Raw genomic sequence first — 19,323 nt, forward strand, 5'->3', positions numbered from 1 at the left:
AACGCCCGCTTTTTGCGGGCGTTTTTTATCCATACATTATGCGTCCATGAAGGGCGAGAAAGAGAACAACCATGACTCCAGAACGTTTTGCGCGCATTCATGAAGTACTGGCAACGCGTCAACCCGATTTGACCGTGTGCATGGAAGAAGTCCATAAACCCAACAACATTTCCGCCATCATCCGCACCGCCGACGCCGTTGGCGTGCACCAAGTCCATGCGGTTTGGCCTCGTAACAGCAAAATGCGCACCTTGGGTGGCACCTCCGCAGGGGCGCGCAACTGGGTAGATGTGGTCACCCATGACAACACGCCCGATGCCTTCGCACAGTTAAAAGCACAAGGCATGCAAATACTGGTGACCAACTTGTCTGAACGTGCCGTGGATTTTCGCGAGATTGATTACACCAAACCCACGGCCATCGTATTGGGCCAAGAGAAGACAGGCATCAGCCAGCAAGCGCTTGAAATGGCAAATCAAGACATCATCATTCCCATGGTAGGTATGGTACAGTCACTCAATGTATCCGTTGCCAGCGCCCTGATTTTGTACGAAGCGCAGCGTCAGCGCCAAAATGCAGGCATGTACCAACGCACACGTACGTTGATCCCACAGGCAGAGGTTGACCGCATCTTGTTTGAGCGTGGTCATCCTGTGTTAGCGAAAGTCGCCAAGCGAAAAGGTTTACCTTATCCCGTGCTGGATGAAGAAGGGCAAATCGCGGCAGACGATGCGTGGTGGGCACAAATGCAGGCAGCTCGATAACCCTTATTCTGGAGAGATAAGCAAACATGCGCGCGTCAATGTTGGATGCCATTCCCCTCACCTCACTGACTGGTGTGGGTGGCAAAATGGCAGAAAAGCTGGAGAAAATCGGTTTATTCACCGTGCAGGATTTGCTGTTCCATCTCCCCTATCGCTATGAAGATCGCACCCGCATTTGGCCAATCATCAGCTTGATGCCGGGGCAGCACGGCACGGTTGAAGGTGAAATCGTTAGCAATAACACCACCTTTGGTCGTCGTCGCATGTTGACGGTGAAGCTCACTGACGGCAACGGTTCATTGACGCTTCGCTTCTTCAACTTCAACGCCGCAATGAAAAACAGCCTTGAGGTTGGAAAACGCGTTAAAGCCTATGGCGAGATCAAACGTGGTCAAGGTGGGTTGGAGATCATCCACCCTGAATACAGCGTGTTTTCAGAGCCTACAGAGCTGAGCTTAGAAGAAACCCTCACGCCAGTTTACCCAACCACGGAAGGCCTTCGCCAGCTCACGCTGAGAAATTTGACCGACCAAGCCCTTGAGCTACTCGAGAGCACTGCCGTGCAAGAGTTGCTGCCTGAAGGTCTATATGATCGTCAAATTACGCTTAAAGATGCACTCAAAGCGCTACATCGCCCAACCCCCGATGTTTCTCTTTCGGATTTAGATGACGGTAAACACCCCGCACAGAAACGTCTTATCCTTGAAGAGCTGTTAGCGCAAAACCTCTCGATGTTGGCCGTTCGCAGCAAGTTGCAGCAAGACCCTACCTTTTCACTGTCGCCTTCAACGGATTTAGTGCCTAAACTGCTTACCTCATTGCCTTTCACACCGACGGGGGCGCAAACCCGTGTGGTTGCCGACATTGAACGTGATATGGGGCTCAGCAAGCCCATGATGCGTTTAGTGCAAGGGGATGTAGGCTCAGGAAAAACCCTGGTAGCAGCACTGGCCGCACTTCAAGTGATCGAACAAGGTTACCAAGTGGCCCTCATGGCACCGACGGAGTTACTGGCGGAACAACACGCCATCAACTTTGCGCAATGGCTAGAGCCTTTAGGTATTTCCGTTGGCTGGCTTGCGGGCAAGCTGACGGGAAAAGCCAAAGAAGCAGAACTTGAAAAGATCGCCAGCGGCGACGCCAAAATGGTGGTGGGTACCCATGCCCTGTTCCAAAAGCATGTCGAATTTGAAAACCTCGCGCTGGTCATCATTGATGAGCAGCATCGCTTTGGCGTCCACCAGCGCTTAGAACTGCGCGAGAAAGGGATGAAGAAAGGCATTCACCCGCATCAGCTCATCATGACCGCAACGCCCATCCCACGCACGCTCGCGATGACGGCATACGCTGATCTCGATACCTCAGTGATTGATGAGTTGCCGCCAGGGCGAACACCCATTCAAACCGTTGCCGTGCCAGACACGCGCCGCATTGATATCGTCAATCGCGTGCACGCCGCCTGCATCGAAGAAGGTCGACAAGCCTACTGGGTATGTACCTTGATTGATGAGTCCGAAGTCCTTGAAGCCCAAGCCGCGGCAGAAACCGCTGATGACCTTTCCCGTGCGCTACCTGATTTAAAGATCGGCTTGGTACACGGGCGAATGAAAGCGGCAGAAAAACAAGCCGTAATGAAAGCCTTCAAAGACGGTGAACTTCATCTTCTTGTCGCCACAACGGTGATTGAAGTGGGCGTTGATGTGCCCAATTCCAGCTTAATGATCATCGAAAACCCCGAGCGCTTAGGCTTGGCGCAATTGCACCAGCTTCGTGGTCGTGTTGGTCGAGGTTCCGTAGCAAGTCACTGTGTGCTGCTCTATCACGCGCCCCTTTCCAAAACCGCCACCCAACGTTTGGGCGTGCTTCGCGAAAGCAGCGATGGCTTTGTGATTGCACAACGTGATTTAGAAATTCGCGGTCCAGGTGAGCTTTTAGGCACCAAGCAAACGGGCATGGCGGAGTTTAAAATTGCGGATTTGGTCAGAGACCAAGGACTGATACCCGAAGTGCAAAAGCTCGCACTGTATTTGCATCAGAATTACCCAGAGAACAGCAAGGCAATCATCACGCGTTGGTTAGGGAACAAAGATAAGTACAGTAATGCGTAATGTCAGTTGGCGAGTTCACGAGATAAGAGAGAAAGCCTCTAGAATCTAGATATCTCGTCTCTCACGAACTGATCATTCCTCATCCCAGTGCTGCATCACCAGCGCCATCACCTCTGATTTGCTGTACCCCACTTCGCGCGCATCGGTTATCAATGCGCACAGTGCGGGCTCGATAAAACCAAAGCGATCTTCCATTCGCGCGTGCAAGCCATCTCGCTTAACGAGCATGCCTACACCGCGCTTTCTTTCTAGCCAGCCTTGCTTTTCCATCAGCTGATAGCAGCGAGAAATGGTCATAGGATTAATGTTCAGTTCTGCCGCTAATTTCCTGACAGATAAGAGTTTATCGCCCGGTTTAAGCACGCCACTCACGATCTGCCGCTGAATCTGCGTCATCAACTGGCGGAACTTTGGAGAGGGGTCTTGAGGGTCGATAATTATCTTCATTTTTCATCCCTGCTGTATCGGCGATTTATTACAGTAATAGCAGATGACTCATAAATGAGACAGAAAACAGAGAAGAAATGTGTGATGAAGCAATAAAGAAAAATGGCGCAGGAAACCTCGTTTCTCTGCGCCATTTTCAGTGCGAATGTTTATGCCTCAGGCAATCAGCGTCTTCGATGATTTTTCCCAAGATGCTGCCCTTGATTGCGCGCGTGTTTACCCGCCACGGGCAAAACAATTTGCGCGCGTAACCCACCGCCAGAGCGCGGGGTTAAGTGCAACAAACCTTTGTGCTGTTCCACAATACGTTTCACGATGGCAAGGCCAAGCCCAGTCCCTTCGCTACCGCGTGCGGTATCACCACGGGTAAAAGGTTGCAGTACCGTTTCAATCTGATCAGGAGCAATGCCGGGGCCGTTATCTTCCACCGCAATCCACTGATGACGACGATCTGCCGTACTGCCGGTGCTGATTTTCACCCAGCCACCGCCGTAACGCACTGCGTTCACCACCAAATTGGTCACTGCACGGCGAATCGCCACTTCATTCGCATCAAGGCGTCCAATCAGCTCACCTTTATCGACATCAAGCTCATGCCCTGTCGCACCATCGGCCACAGAAACATCATCCGCCAGCGCATTCAGATCAATCGCAGCCATGTCTTGCAGTTGCACCGAACGCAGGTAATCCATGAACTGATTAATGATTTCATTACACTCTTCCGTGTCTTTAATCATGCTATCAGCAAGGTAACTGTCTTCGGGGGACATCATTTCCGTCGCCAGACGAATGCGCGTTAAAGGTGTGCGTAAATCATGACTCACGCCTGCCATCAACAATGCACGGTCTTCCTCAAGCTTTCGAATGCCTTCGCTCATTTGGTTGAACGCACGGGTTACCGCGCGAATGTCTGACGCGCCGCGTTCAGGCAATGGCGTGGGGAACTGTCCCTGACCGACATCCATCGCGGCTTTTTCCAACATGGCGAGTGGACGGTTTTGGACTTTGATGAACACCCAGCCTCCGCCAATCATCAGTAACGCGATGACCATGGAATAGAAAAACAGCGGCTGAAAATCATCTTGATGCAGCTCTGAGAGCGGGATCCTCATAACATAGCCAGGAAACGCTTTGCTTGATAGCCAGAGTACATAGCTCTTGTTGTCTAAGCTGATGCGCGCTTCTGTGGGCGCATTGAGTTTTTCCGACATGTCTTCGCTAATGAGGTCGACCGTTGCCGCTTGTTGGAATTCCAACAGCATCTCAGGCTCTGACTCATCATGTAGCGTTACACCAAGCTTCGCCAACAACTGACGACGCAGCAGCTCATCCATGTGGTAGATTTCGCCGTCCGCAAGGGTCACGTCATCTTCTAACATCACGGAAATTTCGTGCGCGAGGATCTTGTTGAACTGCTTAATGCTGGGCAGCAACGCATAGTTAAGAATGGTGAGATAAGAGAAAATCTGGCTGGCAATCAGAAGGCCAGCCAGTACCACGAGCGTACGGGCAAAATTGCTACGTGGAGAGAAACGCATGGATTACGCTTCCCCGTCAGGAACAAACACATAACCCAGACCCCAAACGGTCTGAATATAACGTGGTTTGCTTGGATCTTCTTCAATCATGCGGCGAAGACGCGAGATCTGCACATCAATCGAACGTTCCATCGCTGAGTATTCACGGCCACGCGCCATGTTCATCAATTTGTCGCGCGACATTGGCTCACGAGAATTGGTGACCAAGGCTTTTAGCACCGCAAACTCACCGGACGTCAGGGTCAGCGGCTCATCGTTGCGGAACATTTCGCGCGTGCCCAAGTTCAGCTTAAATTGGCCAAACTCAACAATCTTTTCTTCACTCGAAGGCGCACCTGGCGCTTCAATGGTTTGACGACGCAGCACTGCACGAATACGCGCAAGCAACTCACGAGGGTTAAACGGCTTCGGCAGATAATCATCCGCACCCACTTCCAAACCCACGATACGATCGATTTCATCACCTTTGGCCGTCAACATCAGAATAGGCAGTTGGTTGTTCGCTTGACGCAGACGACGACAAATCGATAAGCCATCTTCGCCTGGCAGCATCAAGTCCAACACCATCAGATGGAAATTTTCACGGGATAACAGGCGATCCATTTGCTCGGCATTGGCCACACTGCGAACCTGAAAACCTTGCTCGGACAAGTAACGCTCAAGCAAAGCACGCAGACGCATATCATCATCAACAACTAGGATTTTGTAATTCTCTTGCATGATGTACCTTTCTTATCTGACGGTAGTGTTATAACCAAATCATGGTGTGGGCTCAGTGCCACTCACATTGGATATATCATCGATTGTAACTTCTGACACCTCTATGAAACATCAGTGCGACGCAGTGAGAGGATAAAAACTGTTACTAGGTGTAACTATTGAAGGCTTTTATACTCCGCACCTGTCGCTTTACCAACACTTTTAACCTTTAAGTCTTCTCGCATTGAAACGCTAAGATATTCATGAAAATCAAAACCGAATATCATTAGGGGGAGCGCGAACCCAGTAAATGCCTCCAAGCCTTCAACTTCGCGGGGTTTGGGTATATAAAAGGCTCTCATCGGAAGGTAAACAACGCGTTCGGACAACTTAATGAAAAAAACCGACCTGGTCACCCGAGAAGGTTATAACAAACTCAAACAAGAACTGGATTATCTTTGGAAGGAACGTCGTCCTGAGATCACCAAAATCGTCTCGTGGGCAGCAAGCCTAGGGGATCGTTCAGAGAACGCAGATTTCACATTAGATCTATCTGATTCATACTAATTGAAATATACACATGTTATTTAATAATTTTTAAATAGTATGAATACCAAAAAAAACATACTAAATGCTCAAGCGATATCACTCATACTCATAAGGATGTTGACGCTCACAAATGGCCTTTACCGTTCTAAGCATTGATCTCTGCTGGCCTTTCATTTATGTCATAAGTTATTCATTTTACCTACCTTTCCCATAGGCAACAGCAAAGATAGCTAGTATGACAAAGCATCCAGACGCAATGAGTCTATTCTTCGTATGAGCTTATCCCTGCAGACCAAAACCAAGTACATTTAGCTGACAAAAACAAACCAAATTGCTCCTTCAGCGGAACAATTGATGAATATCACGGGTGAGAAAATTAAAGGGATTCGTAAAAGAAGGGGGCTTTCTCAAGAGCAACTGTCTGCGAAATATAACCTTTTAGGCTTTGACACAAGCAGGTCTACGCTAGCAAAGATTGAACACAACTCTTAACAACCCACTGATATTTAATATTTATTTTTCGCCAAAGCGCTAAAGGTCTCGATTTCAGAGCTTTTTGAACAAGCCTTTAAGTTGCCCCTCCCTTTCACACAAAAGAACCCTCGTTAGCATTTAACCCGCCTAAGACTTTTCACAAAGTAAAACAGTTAGGACATTTTCAGTTCACTGGAAGCAATATAATAAGGTTTCATTCATACATCTTTCAGAAGTCAGATGAATTACTTACTGCTTTTTGTATTATTTTGCGTCTTGACGTATGTATTTGTATGGCCATCTATCACTTGGGCTCTAGCGACAATAGGCGGTGTTTTGGCCTTTGTTTTTAGTAAATTAGCTTGGGTGGCGGGTATAGCGGCGATTGTTATCTTCCTCTTCAACATTTTGTCGTAAGCAATCTGTGCCAGGCAGTGTCAGTGAACTAGGAGCAAGCATTGCTGGAACTATCACACATCGGCGAAGATCTCATCTGCCGCATCATTAATCATTCGGAAGCGTGTAAAGCCCATATATGCCGTTCTCTAGGCATCTCAAATGCGGTAATAGCCGTTCCCGAGCTTTCTCTGGATACATGCTCTGGGTTTAGATTTGATGGCACTCATAGGGTAGATGTTTGTTTGCTCGATCGGGGCTCGTTAACTTGCTTCCCTATTGAAGCCAAACTAGGTACGAGCCGTCTATCCCGAACTGAGTTTGGGAATAGATTTCTTCAACCCTGTAAGACGTCTCATAAAGATACGAGAATCTCAGGAAGTATGATTTCAGTGCTTGAGCGAAATCTTCCAGTTCAATGCATTGATAACGAGTTGGCTGTTACCTATGAAGGCCAAAGGTATGATTTATCAGTCAAGTGGGGGTTGGTAGTACGGGAAAAGGTAAGCGAGAATTGGAAGAAGAACGGTTATCCCAACACATCAAAAAGTTGTGAAGTTCTTATATTTGAAGAGCTAATAGATATACTTGGTTCAGCTGAGCTTTTTAACGAGCACGTTTCTTCATTGCTAGCATTAGATTACCACAAAGAATGGATTGGGCTGAGATAGTGGACAAATAGCTTTGCCGAACAGAAAAATCCTTTACAAATGAGAAGCTGGCAATTCACTTAGAGACTATTTTCATAGTCATATTATCCGAACGGAGCTTCTAAATACCCTAGATAATATGAAGGACTATCACTCTCCATCACGTTGTGGACTATTCGCAAAATCACACAACCAACCCCCGCGAATTCGCCTTTAACCAATCCTTACATTCTTTGAAGTCAGGCATCACCCGCTCGACTTCTTTCCAATATTGAGGGGAGTGATCATGGTGTTTGAGGTGGCACAGCTCGTGAACTACCACATAATCAACGATGCGGTTGGGGGCGAGTACGATAAGCCAGTTAAATTCTAAATCGCCGTATGGGGTGCAACTGCCCCAGCGGCTTTTGAATGACTTAATCCGAATAACACCGGTGTCCACGCCAACGATGCTCTCGTATCGCTTAACCTTCTCTCGAATTTTCTTCTCGGCATTTCGCTTGTACCAACGTACAAGCGCATTTCGGGTGAAGTGTGGCTTGTTGATATCTTCAGGAATAGTAACGACCAAACGGCCTTGGTTGAGCTTTACAGGCGCATAGTCTCCCTGTTGTACTTTGAGACGATAGTTGCGGCCAAGGTATGGGAATGCCTCTCCAGAAACGTATTCCTTCTCACGGGTTGGCTGAGCGTCAGCATGTATCGCTAACTTCTCGACAATCCAAAGGTGTTTTGCTTCCACCAGCTGGTGGATTTTCTCTAGAGTAAGTTCCTTGGGCACCACGACAGAAACCGCACCGTCTTCAACCTTAATGGTGGCTGATTTCTTGCGGCGGGTACGAACAACCTCTGCCACATACCCTTTGCCCTCGATGAACTCAGCGTTTTTCTTGGCTGCATTCATGGCTACTTGTTTCCGAACTTAGTTTTAGCCAGTTCCATAAACCGTTCCTGCAATACCTTAGTGATACCGGCGTCGCCAAATGATTGGTCAAGCACTGCACGTTTTATTTCTTTCTTCATGCGCTTCACTTCATCTGGCTTATTGAAGAAATCCACAACCTCAGTGGCTTCATCCAACATCTTCACTAAGGCCTGAGTGACTGCTTTGATTTCTTCATAAACCGTTTCATCTATCACATCACCATCGCTCGCTTGAGTTACCTCAGCAATGAGGATGTTGTAAAACGCGTATTCGGTTTCAGATAAGCCAATATCTTTCGCTGCTTGCTGATGTTCAGATTCCACGGTATCGACTATCTCTAGCAGCAGCTCCAACTGCTTCGCCCACTGGCCTGCGGTTTTCTCGATAATGTCGCGTAGGCGCAAGCTAAGGGAACGGTAATACTCTGGGTCTTCATCCAGATTGATATTGATATGGTGCTTAATGGCACTTTCAATCTCTGAGGCTTTCGACTCGTCCGATTTCGCCGTCTGAATGCTGGCTTTAAAATTGGCAGCCAAAAGGTCAACGGGCGGGATCTTTGGGTCAACGCCCGTACTCAGAATGTGCTCATCCACCAGCTGACGGACTTTCTCGCCGACACCAGACAAATCCATCCCCTCATCTCGGTAGAGGTTTCTCGCGGCATGATGCACTTTACCCAACAGCTTCATATCGCCCACAAATGGCATTGCGGATTTATCCGGCAAAATGATATTCAACTGCTTGGCAAAACGCTTGTAAGCTATTTCAAACTGGGCGCGAACGGCTTCATCTTTAAGTGCCAGCACGTAGTCATCAACATCATCCCCTGAAATGCCACGGAAGAAGGATTTCGCTCGGGTGTGCGCGGCCTTCAGCTTGGGTAATTCGTCTTTCAGGCTTTGGTACGTGCCATCCACATCTTCACTGCTGAACAGCTCTAACGCTTCGGTCAGATGCGTTGTCAGTCCGTAGTAATCCACCACGTAGCCACAGCTCTTACCCTTGTAGGTTCTGTTAACACGGGCGATGGCTTGCATCAATGTGTGGTCTTGAAGCTTACGGTCGATGTACATCACCTGCGCTATCGGTGCATCAAAGCCCGTCAGCAGCATGTCTTTCACGATCAGAAACGCAGTGTTATCAAATTTGCGGCCTTTCTCTTCAACGTTCGGCTTATCTTGGCCAAACGGCTTTTTGAAGTTGGCTATCACCTTTTTCTGGTGCGTTTTATCGGTGTACTGAGCAATGTATTGCTTGTCATTGTGGTCACCGGAAATGATCACTTCCGATTTTGGCGCTCCGAGCTCATCTAGCGTTCTTTTGAAGATGGTTGCAGCATGACGGCTACCCACCACAATCATGGCTTTGAACCCGTCAGGTAGAATGTGCTCGCGGTAATGCTTAAGTAGATCAAGGCATACCCAACGAATACGAGCAGGCGCTTCTCGAACCGCTTTCTCTACCCCGTATTTTCGTTTGATTTCCTGCTGTTCTTCTTTAGTGTAATCGCCGAAGTATTCTTCAAACAGCTTGTCTAACGAATCACCAGCCACTTCACTGAGCACTTCACGGCCTTCATACAGCAACCGAACGGTCGCACCATCTTCAACGGCTTCATTAATTTTGTATTCATCAATGTAACCACCAAAGGCTTGCCCCATCTTTTGGGTTTTAAGCAACGGTGTACCCGTAAAGCCAATTTTAGGCGCATTGGGCAAGGCAGCGTTGATGGTCATCGCTAACCCACCAAATTGAGTACGGTGGGCTTCATCAGCCAATACGATGATCTTGTCTGAGGTGTTAAGTTCATTGAACCCTTCACCGCCGTTTTTCTCAGCTTCCTTTTCCGCATCCTGAAATTTCTGCACCATGGCAGTGACCAAATCAGAACTGTCTTTTCTCAACAACTCACGCAGCGACTTCACCGAATCCGCGTTGTAGACCGTTTCGCCCTGCGCCCCCTGAAAAGTCTCAGAGAGTTGTTCATCAAGCTGGGTTCTGTCTGTCACAAACACCAATTTGTATTGTTTCAACTCAGGGTCTCGGCGCATTTTCACCGCCAGCATCACCATGGTCAGCGACTTACCACTGCCTTGGGTATGCCATACCACGCCGGACTTGGCTTTTCTGTCCGTCCCTTCCTTCAATCGTTGGATGACTTTGTTGACCGCACGGAACTGCTGGTAACGGGCGACTTTCTTAATGAGCCTGCCTTCAACAGGCTCAAACAATGTAAAGTTCTGGATAATATCGAGGAAGTTTTCACGGCTGAACATACCAGCAAGTAAACGCTGCTGGGCCGTGACTTCTGCCACCTGATCATAAGACGGATTCAGTTCTGCCACTTCTTTTAGAGGCTCGCTGTCACCATCATGGGTGTTTGAAGGCTCCTCAACATTCAGCGTTGAGCTGAGCGAAATAACATTGCTGATTTGTTGTTGGCTTAATTCTTCATCGCTAAACGGATAGGCATCTTTCCAATCACCATAATGCTGAGAGGAAGAACTGATCGTGCCGACTTTCGCTTGGTCGCGGCAGGTAGACACCATGAGTTGATTGTACCAAAACAGCTTTTCAGCCCCTTCGAAATGTTCAGGGTTACGCTGGTTGGCATAGCGACGAAGCTGGTCAATACCGTTTGCCATTGGGCTAGAAATATAGGGCGATTTACACTCAATCACCGCCAGAGGAAGGCCATTCACGAAGCAAACAATATCGGGGATGATGCTCTGATTTACCCCTTCAACCTTAAACTGATTGGTACAGATAAATTCGTTACTGTCGGGGTTATCGAAATCAACCAGCTTGACGGTCTGCCCTTTGCGGCCTTTACCTAAATCCTGCTCAACTGAAATGTAATTCACCAAGGTCTGATAGAACGCATGGTTGTATTCCATCAAGGCAACGAAATTAGGGTGCGTGATATCACGCAACACCTTGCGACAGTTCTCTTCGTTAATCCACGGGTTGATGCGTTTGATTGCAGCTTCTAGCCGTTTAACCAGCACCACATCGCGCAGGTATTCACGCTCGCGGTTTGGGTGATCGGGTGACAATGCTTTACCTGCAATGTACGTCCAGCCCTGCTGGTGGAGCTGCACAATGGCTGGCTTTTCTGATTTATTGAATTCGTCGTTTGCCATTTGTTTATCTCAGCACCAACAGGTTGTTACTCATACTTTCCCACCATGAGCAAGCTGATCTGGATTTGGGGCTGGTTTTACAGGTTGGCCATTAGCTATATTAAAACAGTTACTTTCCGCTGTACCTTTAAATGCATTGATAAAACGCAGCTTCATATCGGGATGCATAGCGAAAACCTTCATCCAAATACTAAAAAAGCCAGAGGCTAACGCTTGATTAACAATCAATACTTTAAAGCCTTCATTAGTTGGATCGCTCTCCAAAATTGCCAAAGATACTTGTGCTGTCGAAATCATTTCCATTCGCTGCGAAACCCTATCTAAGGCTACGAGTGCGCCATTTGAGTCTGTGAATTCTTGACGTTTTTTGTCTAAACCAAGAAGGTTCAAAGTGTTGTCGGCTATGGTTTTCTGGGCCGCCGTCAGTAACGAACTACTTTCTACTCTGCCATCATCAGTATAGATATAAGCAAAAAAGGTGTTGTCTCTGTCAGGAAATATAAGGCTTTGAAAATCAACAGCCTTAGACCCCTTGCATGAGTTACAGTTGGTGCATGCCAGTAAGAAATTTGACCATCTTTTTTCTAGATGAGGCTTACCATTATCACCATCTTTAGGTTCTATATGTTCCACAGCGAGTAATGTTTCAATCCTCCTCTCGCAGTAACTGCAATATTTTCCCAGTCGACTTACTAATTCTGGTTTGGCATCTCCATACGCATTAAAATCTCCTGCTATAGGAGAGTCGGCTTTTCGTATTGGCCGCATATACTACTCTCCAAGTTTGGCTACACGCTGCATTTCTAAAAAAGCTTGGAAAGCAGGGTTATCAGCATAAGGAGCTAAAGACTCTGCCAGCCTATTTTTATAATCTTCTAGTTTGTCTTTTGGTGAACCTTTTGCCTGATCCAACATTTCAAGGTACTCCGTTGCGACTCCTTTCATCTCTTTGTATCTATTACTAACCTCTGGACTGTTGACACTCATGACCCCTGCTGCAATATCCTCCAATGTTTTGTTGGCTAGCATCGCGGGCGACTGTCCATCAAGCATGATGAGCTCTTCACTAGAACGTAGAGATTGAATTAAAAATGGTGAATGTGTTGTGCAAATAAACTGTATCTTGGGGAAAGTTATTCTAAGGTCTTCTATAACGTTTCGCTGCCACTTAGGATGCAAATGCAGATCAAGTTCGTCGATTAGCACAACGCCCTCAGTCTCCCTCAAAACAGCCTCTCCAAAATGAGGATTCAGCCTTGCTGCCTTTTGCGCAATATCAGCAACCACAGCCAACACACATCGTTGCCCATCACTCAATAGGTTAAAAGGTTGAGGTTCCTTTCCTTTTAAAGTAAGCACCAACTCCTCTCTCTTTGGGTCATAACGGAGATGCTCAGCATTTTCGATACAACCTACAACTGCTTTTCTCACCACTTTGAGCATTACAGGCTCTCTACCCAACTGAAATGCTTCCCACTCCTGACGGGCGAACCAAGCCACCAGCTCTTTTAAAGCTATTCGAGGGTCGACACTATGCTTATAGCCATCTAATCGTGATGGCTTGCTTTTGGATGGCTTTGTTGACGGCTTTACTTTTGATGCTCTTGGGTCTTGCCAAAGGCGCATCGTTCCATAGTAGCTAATCAAAGGTAAGGGGACATCTAAGTCGAGTTCGCTATCACAAGCTCTAGCAAGTGTTATGAGCTCTCCTGCATTACCGTAACGTGTATTGCCTGTGGGAGATGCTTTTGAACGCTCCCATTTGACCTTTTTATCTGAAACTGAACCAGTCGCAGAAACTAAAACTGGCCATTCTTCGATGAATTGAGGTTCGCCTTCTTTTTCAACGTAGCGAAGTGTTGCATCAGTCGGTTCTAAAGGTTGCTTGTCATTCTTTTTCTTGAAACCTAAAAGCCACGTTGCAATAGCAACAGAAATTGCGTCTAGAACCGCTGTTTTACCTGTTGCATTTTGTCCCACAATCAAATTGATCTCTGGGTGAAACTGAAAACTTTTATTTTTATAGCAACGAAAGTTTTCGACCTTTAATGTATTTAATTTCATATAGTTAAACCCATCAGTTCACTAATGCCTTTAATCCAACATTAACACGAATTTTACCAGTAAGAAGATCTTGCATTAGAGCTTTTTTTGTATCTGATATTTTTCTTAGTTTTTCCCGTTTTTGGGAAATTGAAAGATCCACAGCATCGAGAGCCTCCACTATTAGCTCTAATTCACTCAGATCTGGTATTGCGACTTGAGTATTTCTGATAGCTGTTAAGTTCAATCCAGCTTTTGCACCGGCATCGTTATTAGCTATGAACTGCTTTTGCGAATCGTCTGATGATAAAAAGTGCCCGACCCATCTAGATATTTTTGGCTCTTTCAAGCGTACCAAAGACACATGCTGATTTACGTATGCCTCTCCAATGTCATCATTTACTACAGCGATTACACCCAAGTCAGCAGTGATAGATATCAATACATCGCCTGATTGAACCAATGTTCTCTTGCCTTCAGCAGAGTTAGGTGGGCGCACATGAATCACGTCTTTAAAACGAAAATTAATATGCTCGCGAGTAAGATTACCTATCCGAATAAATACTGGCCCATTCTCAGCATAATACTGAGCCCAGCCGCGAGAACCACTGGTGACAAAAGATGCTAAATCGCCTAAAGGCCTAACCTCCCACCCTACCGGAATCCGCCCAACAGGCGAATCCTTAAACTCGGTATACGGTTTGCCATCCACGCCAACGCCACGGGTCAGCAGTTCCTGCATCATGCCGGTTTTGAGGTCTTTGAGTTTGTCGATTTGCGCTTGTGTTTTCTCAATCACATCATCGACAGAAGTGAGGATCTCGGCGATTTTATTTTGTTCTGGGAGTGGGGGAACATTAACTTCTAAATTTTCGAGTATTGTTGTATTAATTGAAGTTCTAGTAGACCCAACAGACTCACCAATGATGTCTTTCTGCACTTGTTCAGATCGCAATGCATACAACAAATACGACGAATCTATGAGCTCATCACATACTCTCATTCGAAGTGTTTGCCCAGATATCACCCATCCAACTTCATTTTCTGTAGCCAAAAAACAGCTACCGACTCTTCCAACGCGGCTAAATACAATATCCCCTTCATCTAATTGATATCGTTTCAATCGATTGGCATCCTCTTGCGATATCCGAGGAATACCCTTCATATCTAAACCACTATCCTTAATATTTTTTATCAAGATTAGTGGCACACCATCGGCAACATAGTCTTCTGCATGAAGCTGTGCTCCAAACGGCCCCGTCTGTACACAGTCTTTATGATTCCGTCCCAAATCGATAATTGTCGAAACTTTCCATCCCTCTGGCAGAGAGTTATTCATAACCCAGCTCCTTCAGATAACCGTGCATTACGGTTTCTGCCGTCGCGACGTCATCATCCATCTGTTTGAGGGAAATGTGGTACTTGTCCCACCAACGCTCCAGTTGGCTGATAGCACTGCTTTCGGCATCTTCTGCACCCTTTTCAACAGTCGGACGAATCATCTCTTTTGATTCGATCTCAGCACGGAACTGGTAATAGCCCTCTGACTCATTGGTAAAGACAAGCGACACATCAAAGCCTTTCAGAATTTCTTCCTGAATGTAATCATCTTCCACTTCACGGACTGGCACACCGCCATGGAGAAGCGCACGAGCATCGAAGATTTCCGCTGGTGGCGAGGTATCGGCATAACGACGGATATTCAGGTTGTAGTCGTTCTCCATGATTTCGGAGAATGGTACCACTTTGGAGTAACGCTTGATTTCGGTGTAATTCTCAAAGGTTTCAACAATCTTTTCGATATCTTGTAGGCGCAGTTTGTTCTGGTTTTTGCCTTCTTCAAACTCCAGCTCACCATTGATAAACAGAACCTTGCCTTGGCGTTCTGCAGGTTTATTTTTGTTGATGATCAACAAACAAGCCGGAATGCCTGTCCCATAGAACAAGCCTGAAGGAAGGCCGATCACTGCTTCCAGCAAATCATCTTCCAGAATGCCTTGGCGAATCGCTTTCTCGCTTGAGCCACGGAACAACACACCATGAGGCATTACCACACCAACCATGCCGTTGGAATTGGTACTGGCAATCATGTGTTGAACAAAGGCCAAATCACCCGCGTCTTTCGGTGGTGTGCCGTAAGGGAAGCGACCAAAGCCATCGTTATCACACTCGTCTTTGCCCCACTTTTTAAGCGAGAACGGCGGGTTAGCAATAACACGGTCAAACGACATCAGCTCACCGCCTTGGGTATGCTGAGGTTCACGCAGGGTATCGCCTTTACGGATATCGGCATTGAGCACGCCATGCAGGAACATGTTCATCTTACAGATGGCCCATGTGTTCAGGTTCATTTCCTGACCGTACAAGGAGAGGTTCGCGGCGTTCTCGCCGTGGGTTTTCAGGTGATTACGCGTTTGCACCAACATACCGCCAGAGCCGGTCGTCGGGTCATAAATACGCATACCCGCATGAGGTTTTAGCAAGGCCACCAGCAATTGCACCACTTCACTTGGGGTATAGAACTCACCACCCTTTTTGCCCGCACTGTCGGCGAACATTTTGATCAGGTATTCGTAGGCCGTTCCCAGCATATCTGGGCGTTCGAAATCTTCGTTACGCAGACGGTGTTGGCTGAAGTGGGAAAGCAAATCACGCAGCTTTTTATCTGACAGCTTGTTTTTGATGTTGAAGTCGATAGTCACCAACACGCCTTCTAGGCTCGGGTTGTGCTCTTCAATCGCCTCTGTTGCTTTGTTCAGGGTGGCACCGATGTCGTGCTTGAGGTCTTTCAATACCGACCAACGCGCACTTTCCGGCACGAAGAACGTTTTGTCGTACTCATCTTCATCTTGCGCCAGCTCTTCAGCCTGCTGCTGGGTTTTACCTTTATCAAGATAGAATTGCACCACGCTTTCCTGCGCTTCTTCAAAGGAGTCTGACAGGCGTTTTAGGAACATCATGCCGAAGATGTAATCTTTGAATTCAGAGGCATCCATATTGCCGCGGAGGATATCAGCCGTTTCCCATAGGAATGATTCAAGCTGTTGGAGCGTGAGTTTGTTGGTCATAGTGCTTCTTCTAAAAGGCGGGCGGCACGGAAAGACAAGGTGCCAGTCATTGGGGCTGATTTTACGCGCTGGGAGCAATTCGAACAATGCGGGAGGTAGGAAAGTTGGGAGTGCGGCGTATGGGAATTTGGGCTTATCGCCTTTGCAGAAAATAACTCTCTCACTTAAGATTGCCGCATTCTCTTTCATATGAACGGTTAAGGCACCTAACATGCAGATGGTAAAGGACTTTTTCAAGTCGATGGCAAGCGGCATTGACTCTCGGGTGACAAGTCCGGTTGTCGGCACATTCTTCACTTCTTGGGCGCTATGTAACTGGGACAAGCTTATTCTATTGATTTGGGGCGAAGGGACGGTAAACGAGAGAATCGATGCCTTTTCTGCCTCATTATCACCACTAGATATGAGCTTCTTTGTTGGCCCTGCGTTTTTGAGCCTCATCTACCTGTTTGCATTGCCTTGGGTGAACCATTGGATATACAGAGCGCAATCTCCATGCGAGGGAGAACGCTATTCAAGTGCCGTAGACTTAGATATTGGCAAAGAAGAAAACCGTGGTCGATTGGTTAAAGCAACCAAGAAGGCCGATATGCAAGACCAAATCGCAGAGGCCGAAATAGAAGCAGAACAGAAAAACCTAGAGGCAGACACACGCCGAAGAATTGCTGAGGCTGAAAAAGCAGAAAGCGAGAAACTTGAAGCGGAAAAAAGAGCAGAGAAAGCTAGAAGTGAAGCCGATGAGCGTAAAGCCATAGCGCAAAAAGCCGCTGATGAAGCGGAAAGCAAAAAAATTCGGGCAGAGAAAGAGAAACAAGAATTCGAGCTAAGCGCAGCTATTCACAACGACAAGCTTAAAGTTATGCGATTCCCAGCTGCTTTTTCACTAATTGAGATTTTGTCAGAGAGCATCGCTGCGGACGATGTATACCTAAAACCCGCAAGTTTGGGAGCGGTTATCGCTGCAACCTTTGGCCATGGCTCCTTTGAAGAGCTGCTCAATGACAAGAACTTCAATCATGAGTCGCTCATGAAAACTCGCTATTTGGCTTATGACGATAAACTACTGCCAGCTTTTGCTCAGATTCTGGATGACAACGAGGTCGAGAATTGGAGTGAGGATTGGCTGTTCGAGCATGTTCAGCATCTGCTGTCAGAGAAATTCAAGATTACCATCTCTAGTGTCGAGGGTGTTATTGAAGAGATCGTAGAAGCTATTAACAACTTCGATGAACTACTAGATCTGGCTGACGACGAGGTATTCATTTCCGAAAGTGCCAATACTAACGCGATCGACTATGAAGCCGACTCAGCTGAGCTGACAGACCAATCATTCAATAGCAACAAAGGTCTAACCCTTTCTTTCAGCACCTCACTTAGCGGAACAACAGAAGAAGACCGCACTTTTTGTGGCGATACCATCGATGTGAGCTTTGATGTCGACCTACCAATCACTGTTGGAGCGTACGGATTAGGCGAACATGAAAAAACGGTTATGTCTGCAAGTTTAAAAGACTACTCAGATCCTGAGGATTGGGATGATGTGGCTAATAGCTAAATTTTCCCTGCAGGATAAAGGACACTTCAGAATTTTGGCAGCCATATGCAAGATAAACATCTACGGATAAAAGAATCGTTGTATCAAATTCATAGATAGGAAAAAGTAGATGCATCCTGTTTGCATCGTTATATCAGGCCATTTATTGCCTACTGAGCAACAGTTTGCTCAACATTAGGCAGTTCTTCGCTTGCGTCTCATTTATTCGCACGTGAGGCCCTGTAAATCCTCTAGTATTCGGGGCACGTGTTTTGCTTACTGAGCGTAAGCGATGTTTAGATGTGGGCTCATAGGGAAATGGCAAAAATTGTAAGGCTGGATAGCCTGTCAAACGGTGAAGCAGTTCGCATTGAGGGGAGCATTTCACGATACAGTGAAGCCGACTTGCTGGCGATGTTGCCTTCGGGCTCAAGCGGTGTGTCGATTCAATCGTCCCTCGCGCGGGGCGAGATGGTGGTGATTTCAGATAACCCGGCAGCCCCCTTGTTTACGTTCTCTGATGGTAAGTTGGTCTCCAATGCCAGCAATCAAATTACGGTGACAGACCAGGCGCTCAATGATGCCAAACAGCGTTTTTTGGCGACCAAACCACGCATGGGCACATCGCGCCCCGCCAACAATGGCCCCTCGTCTAGCTTTTCAGAGTCAAACTATGTCCCTGAGCCTGTCGTTACAGAACCACCGCTAACACCGACTCCACCGCCTGCGATATCAGAGAACTTCGCTAAATCGCCTCAAGCAGACAAGGTTTTTGCTAAATCTTGCACCCGACCTTATGGCGACACGCAAGCCTGCGAAGAAGAAATAAAAGCACCTAACTTTGGTGTAATGGCGGCGATGGCTCCCGCAAGGGCAATGACAGCTAACGGTCTTTTGCCACTAGGGAAAGTAGCAGGCACGACGTCTAAAATGCCTCTTAATTGGGCACTAGCGGGAGACATAGCGAAAACTGCCGCCTCTC

General features: G+C 47.1%; 14 protein-coding genes and 2 pseudogenes. 7 read left to right on the forward strand and 9 right to left on the reverse strand.

The window, feature by feature from the left end:
- Positions 1-71: 71 nt before the first annotated feature.
- A complete protein-coding gene (gene trmH, locus BM082_RS09730; protein ID WP_074926755.1) occupies positions 72-764 on the forward strand; it encodes a tRNA (guanosine(18)-2'-O)-methyltransferase TrmH in 693 nt (230 codons plus the stop codon).
- A 26-nt stretch (positions 765-790) separates the two neighbouring features.
- Positions 791-2,872, forward strand: a complete 2,082-nt coding sequence (gene recG / locus BM082_RS09735; protein WP_074926757.1) for an ATP-dependent DNA helicase RecG — start codon at positions 791-793, stop codon at positions 2,870-2,872.
- 72 nt (positions 2,873-2,944) lie between these two features.
- On the opposite strand, the gene BM082_RS09740 is transcribed toward recG, so the two are convergent.
- From BM082_RS09740 to ompR, 3 genes are all read right to left on the reverse strand, one after another.
- A complete protein-coding gene (locus tag BM082_RS09740; protein ID WP_017009511.1) occupies positions 2,945-3,319 on the reverse strand; it encodes a GntR family transcriptional regulator in 375 nt (124 codons plus the stop codon).
- 164 nt (positions 3,320-3,483) lie between these two features.
- Positions 3,484-4,857: a two-component system sensor histidine kinase EnvZ gene (envZ, locus tag BM082_RS09745; protein ID WP_074926759.1), complete on the reverse strand. Its 1,374-nt coding sequence runs from the start codon at positions 4,855-4,857 to the stop codon at positions 3,484-3,486.
- Positions 4,858-4,860: 3 nt separating this feature from the next.
- Positions 4,861-5,577: an osmolarity response regulator transcription factor OmpR gene (ompR, locus tag BM082_RS09750; RefSeq protein WP_017009509.1), complete on the reverse strand. Its 717-nt coding sequence runs from the start codon at positions 5,575-5,577 to the stop codon at positions 4,861-4,863.
- A gap of 372 nt (positions 5,578-5,949) precedes the next feature.
- Between ompR and BM082_RS09760 the strand changes: the two are divergent.
- The 3 genes and pseudogenes from BM082_RS09760 to BM082_RS25305 all read left to right on the forward strand — a co-directional run.
- Positions 5,950-6,099, forward strand: a pseudogene (locus BM082_RS09760) (transcription elongation factor GreB); the annotation flags it as partial.
- A gap of 360 nt (positions 6,100-6,459) precedes the next feature.
- Positions 6,460-6,597 carry a helix-turn-helix domain-containing protein gene (locus tag BM082_RS25485; protein WP_139218781.1) on the forward strand — a complete coding sequence of 46 codons (138 nt, stop codon included), beginning with the start codon at positions 6,460-6,462 and terminating at the stop codon, positions 6,595-6,597.
- Positions 6,598-7,358: 761 nt separating this feature from the next.
- A complete protein-coding gene (locus tag BM082_RS25305; RefSeq protein ID WP_244275981.1) occupies positions 7,359-7,646 on the forward strand; it encodes a hypothetical protein in 288 nt (95 codons plus the stop codon).
- Positions 7,647-7,809: 163 nt separating this feature from the next.
- On the opposite strand, the gene BM082_RS09775 is transcribed toward BM082_RS25305, so the two are convergent.
- Genes BM082_RS09775 through BM082_RS09800 form a run of 6 tightly spaced genes read right to left on the reverse strand, consistent with a single transcriptional unit; the run spans position 7,810 to position 16,807 of the window.
- A complete protein-coding gene (locus BM082_RS09775; protein WP_074926766.1) occupies positions 7,810-8,529 on the reverse strand; it encodes a M48 family metallopeptidase in 720 nt (239 codons plus the stop codon).
- Between the two features lie 2 nt (positions 8,530-8,531).
- The gene (locus BM082_RS09780) at positions 8,532-11,696 is read right to left on the reverse strand and encodes a type I restriction endonuclease subunit R (protein WP_074926768.1); all 3,165 of its coding nucleotides are present in this window, start codon (positions 11,694-11,696) and stop codon (positions 8,532-8,534) included.
- Between the two features lie 30 nt (positions 11,697-11,726).
- Positions 11,727-12,464, reverse strand: coding sequence for an HNH endonuclease (locus tag BM082_RS09785; protein ID WP_074926770.1), 738 nt, complete (start codon positions 12,462-12,464; stop codon positions 11,727-11,729).
- Positions 12,465-12,467: 3 nt separating this feature from the next.
- A complete protein-coding gene (locus BM082_RS09790) occupies positions 12,468-13,760 on the reverse strand; it encodes an AAA family ATPase (RefSeq protein ID WP_074926772.1) in 1,293 nt (430 codons plus the stop codon).
- Positions 13,761-13,773: 13 nt separating this feature from the next.
- Positions 13,774-15,078, reverse strand: a complete 1,305-nt coding sequence (locus BM082_RS09795) for a restriction endonuclease subunit S (protein ID WP_074926774.1) — start codon at positions 15,076-15,078, stop codon at positions 13,774-13,776.
- Positions 15,071-16,807: a type I restriction-modification system subunit M gene (locus tag BM082_RS09800; protein WP_074926786.1), complete on the reverse strand. Its 1,737-nt coding sequence runs from the start codon at positions 16,805-16,807 to the stop codon at positions 15,071-15,073. The genes BM082_RS09795 and BM082_RS09800 overlap by 8 nt, the downstream gene beginning before the upstream one ends.
- A 211-nt stretch (positions 16,808-17,018) precedes the next feature.
- On the opposite strand from BM082_RS09800, the gene BM082_RS09805 reads away from it, so the two are divergent.
- Both BM082_RS09805 and BM082_RS09810 read left to right on the forward strand, forming a co-directional pair.
- On the forward strand, positions 17,019-18,362 hold the full coding sequence (locus BM082_RS09805; protein WP_139218782.1) for a cell envelope integrity TolA family protein: 1,344 nt from the start codon (positions 17,019-17,021) through the stop codon (positions 18,360-18,362).
- Positions 18,363-18,659: 297 nt separating this feature from the next.
- Positions 18,660-19,323, forward strand: a pseudogene (locus tag BM082_RS09810) (S-type pyocin domain-containing protein); the annotation flags it as partial.

Origin of the sequence: Enterovibrio norvegicus DSM 15893 (genome assembly GCF_900115495.1) — a bacterium.
GTDB lineage: Bacteria > Pseudomonadota > Gammaproteobacteria > Enterobacterales > Vibrionaceae > Enterovibrio > Enterovibrio norvegicus.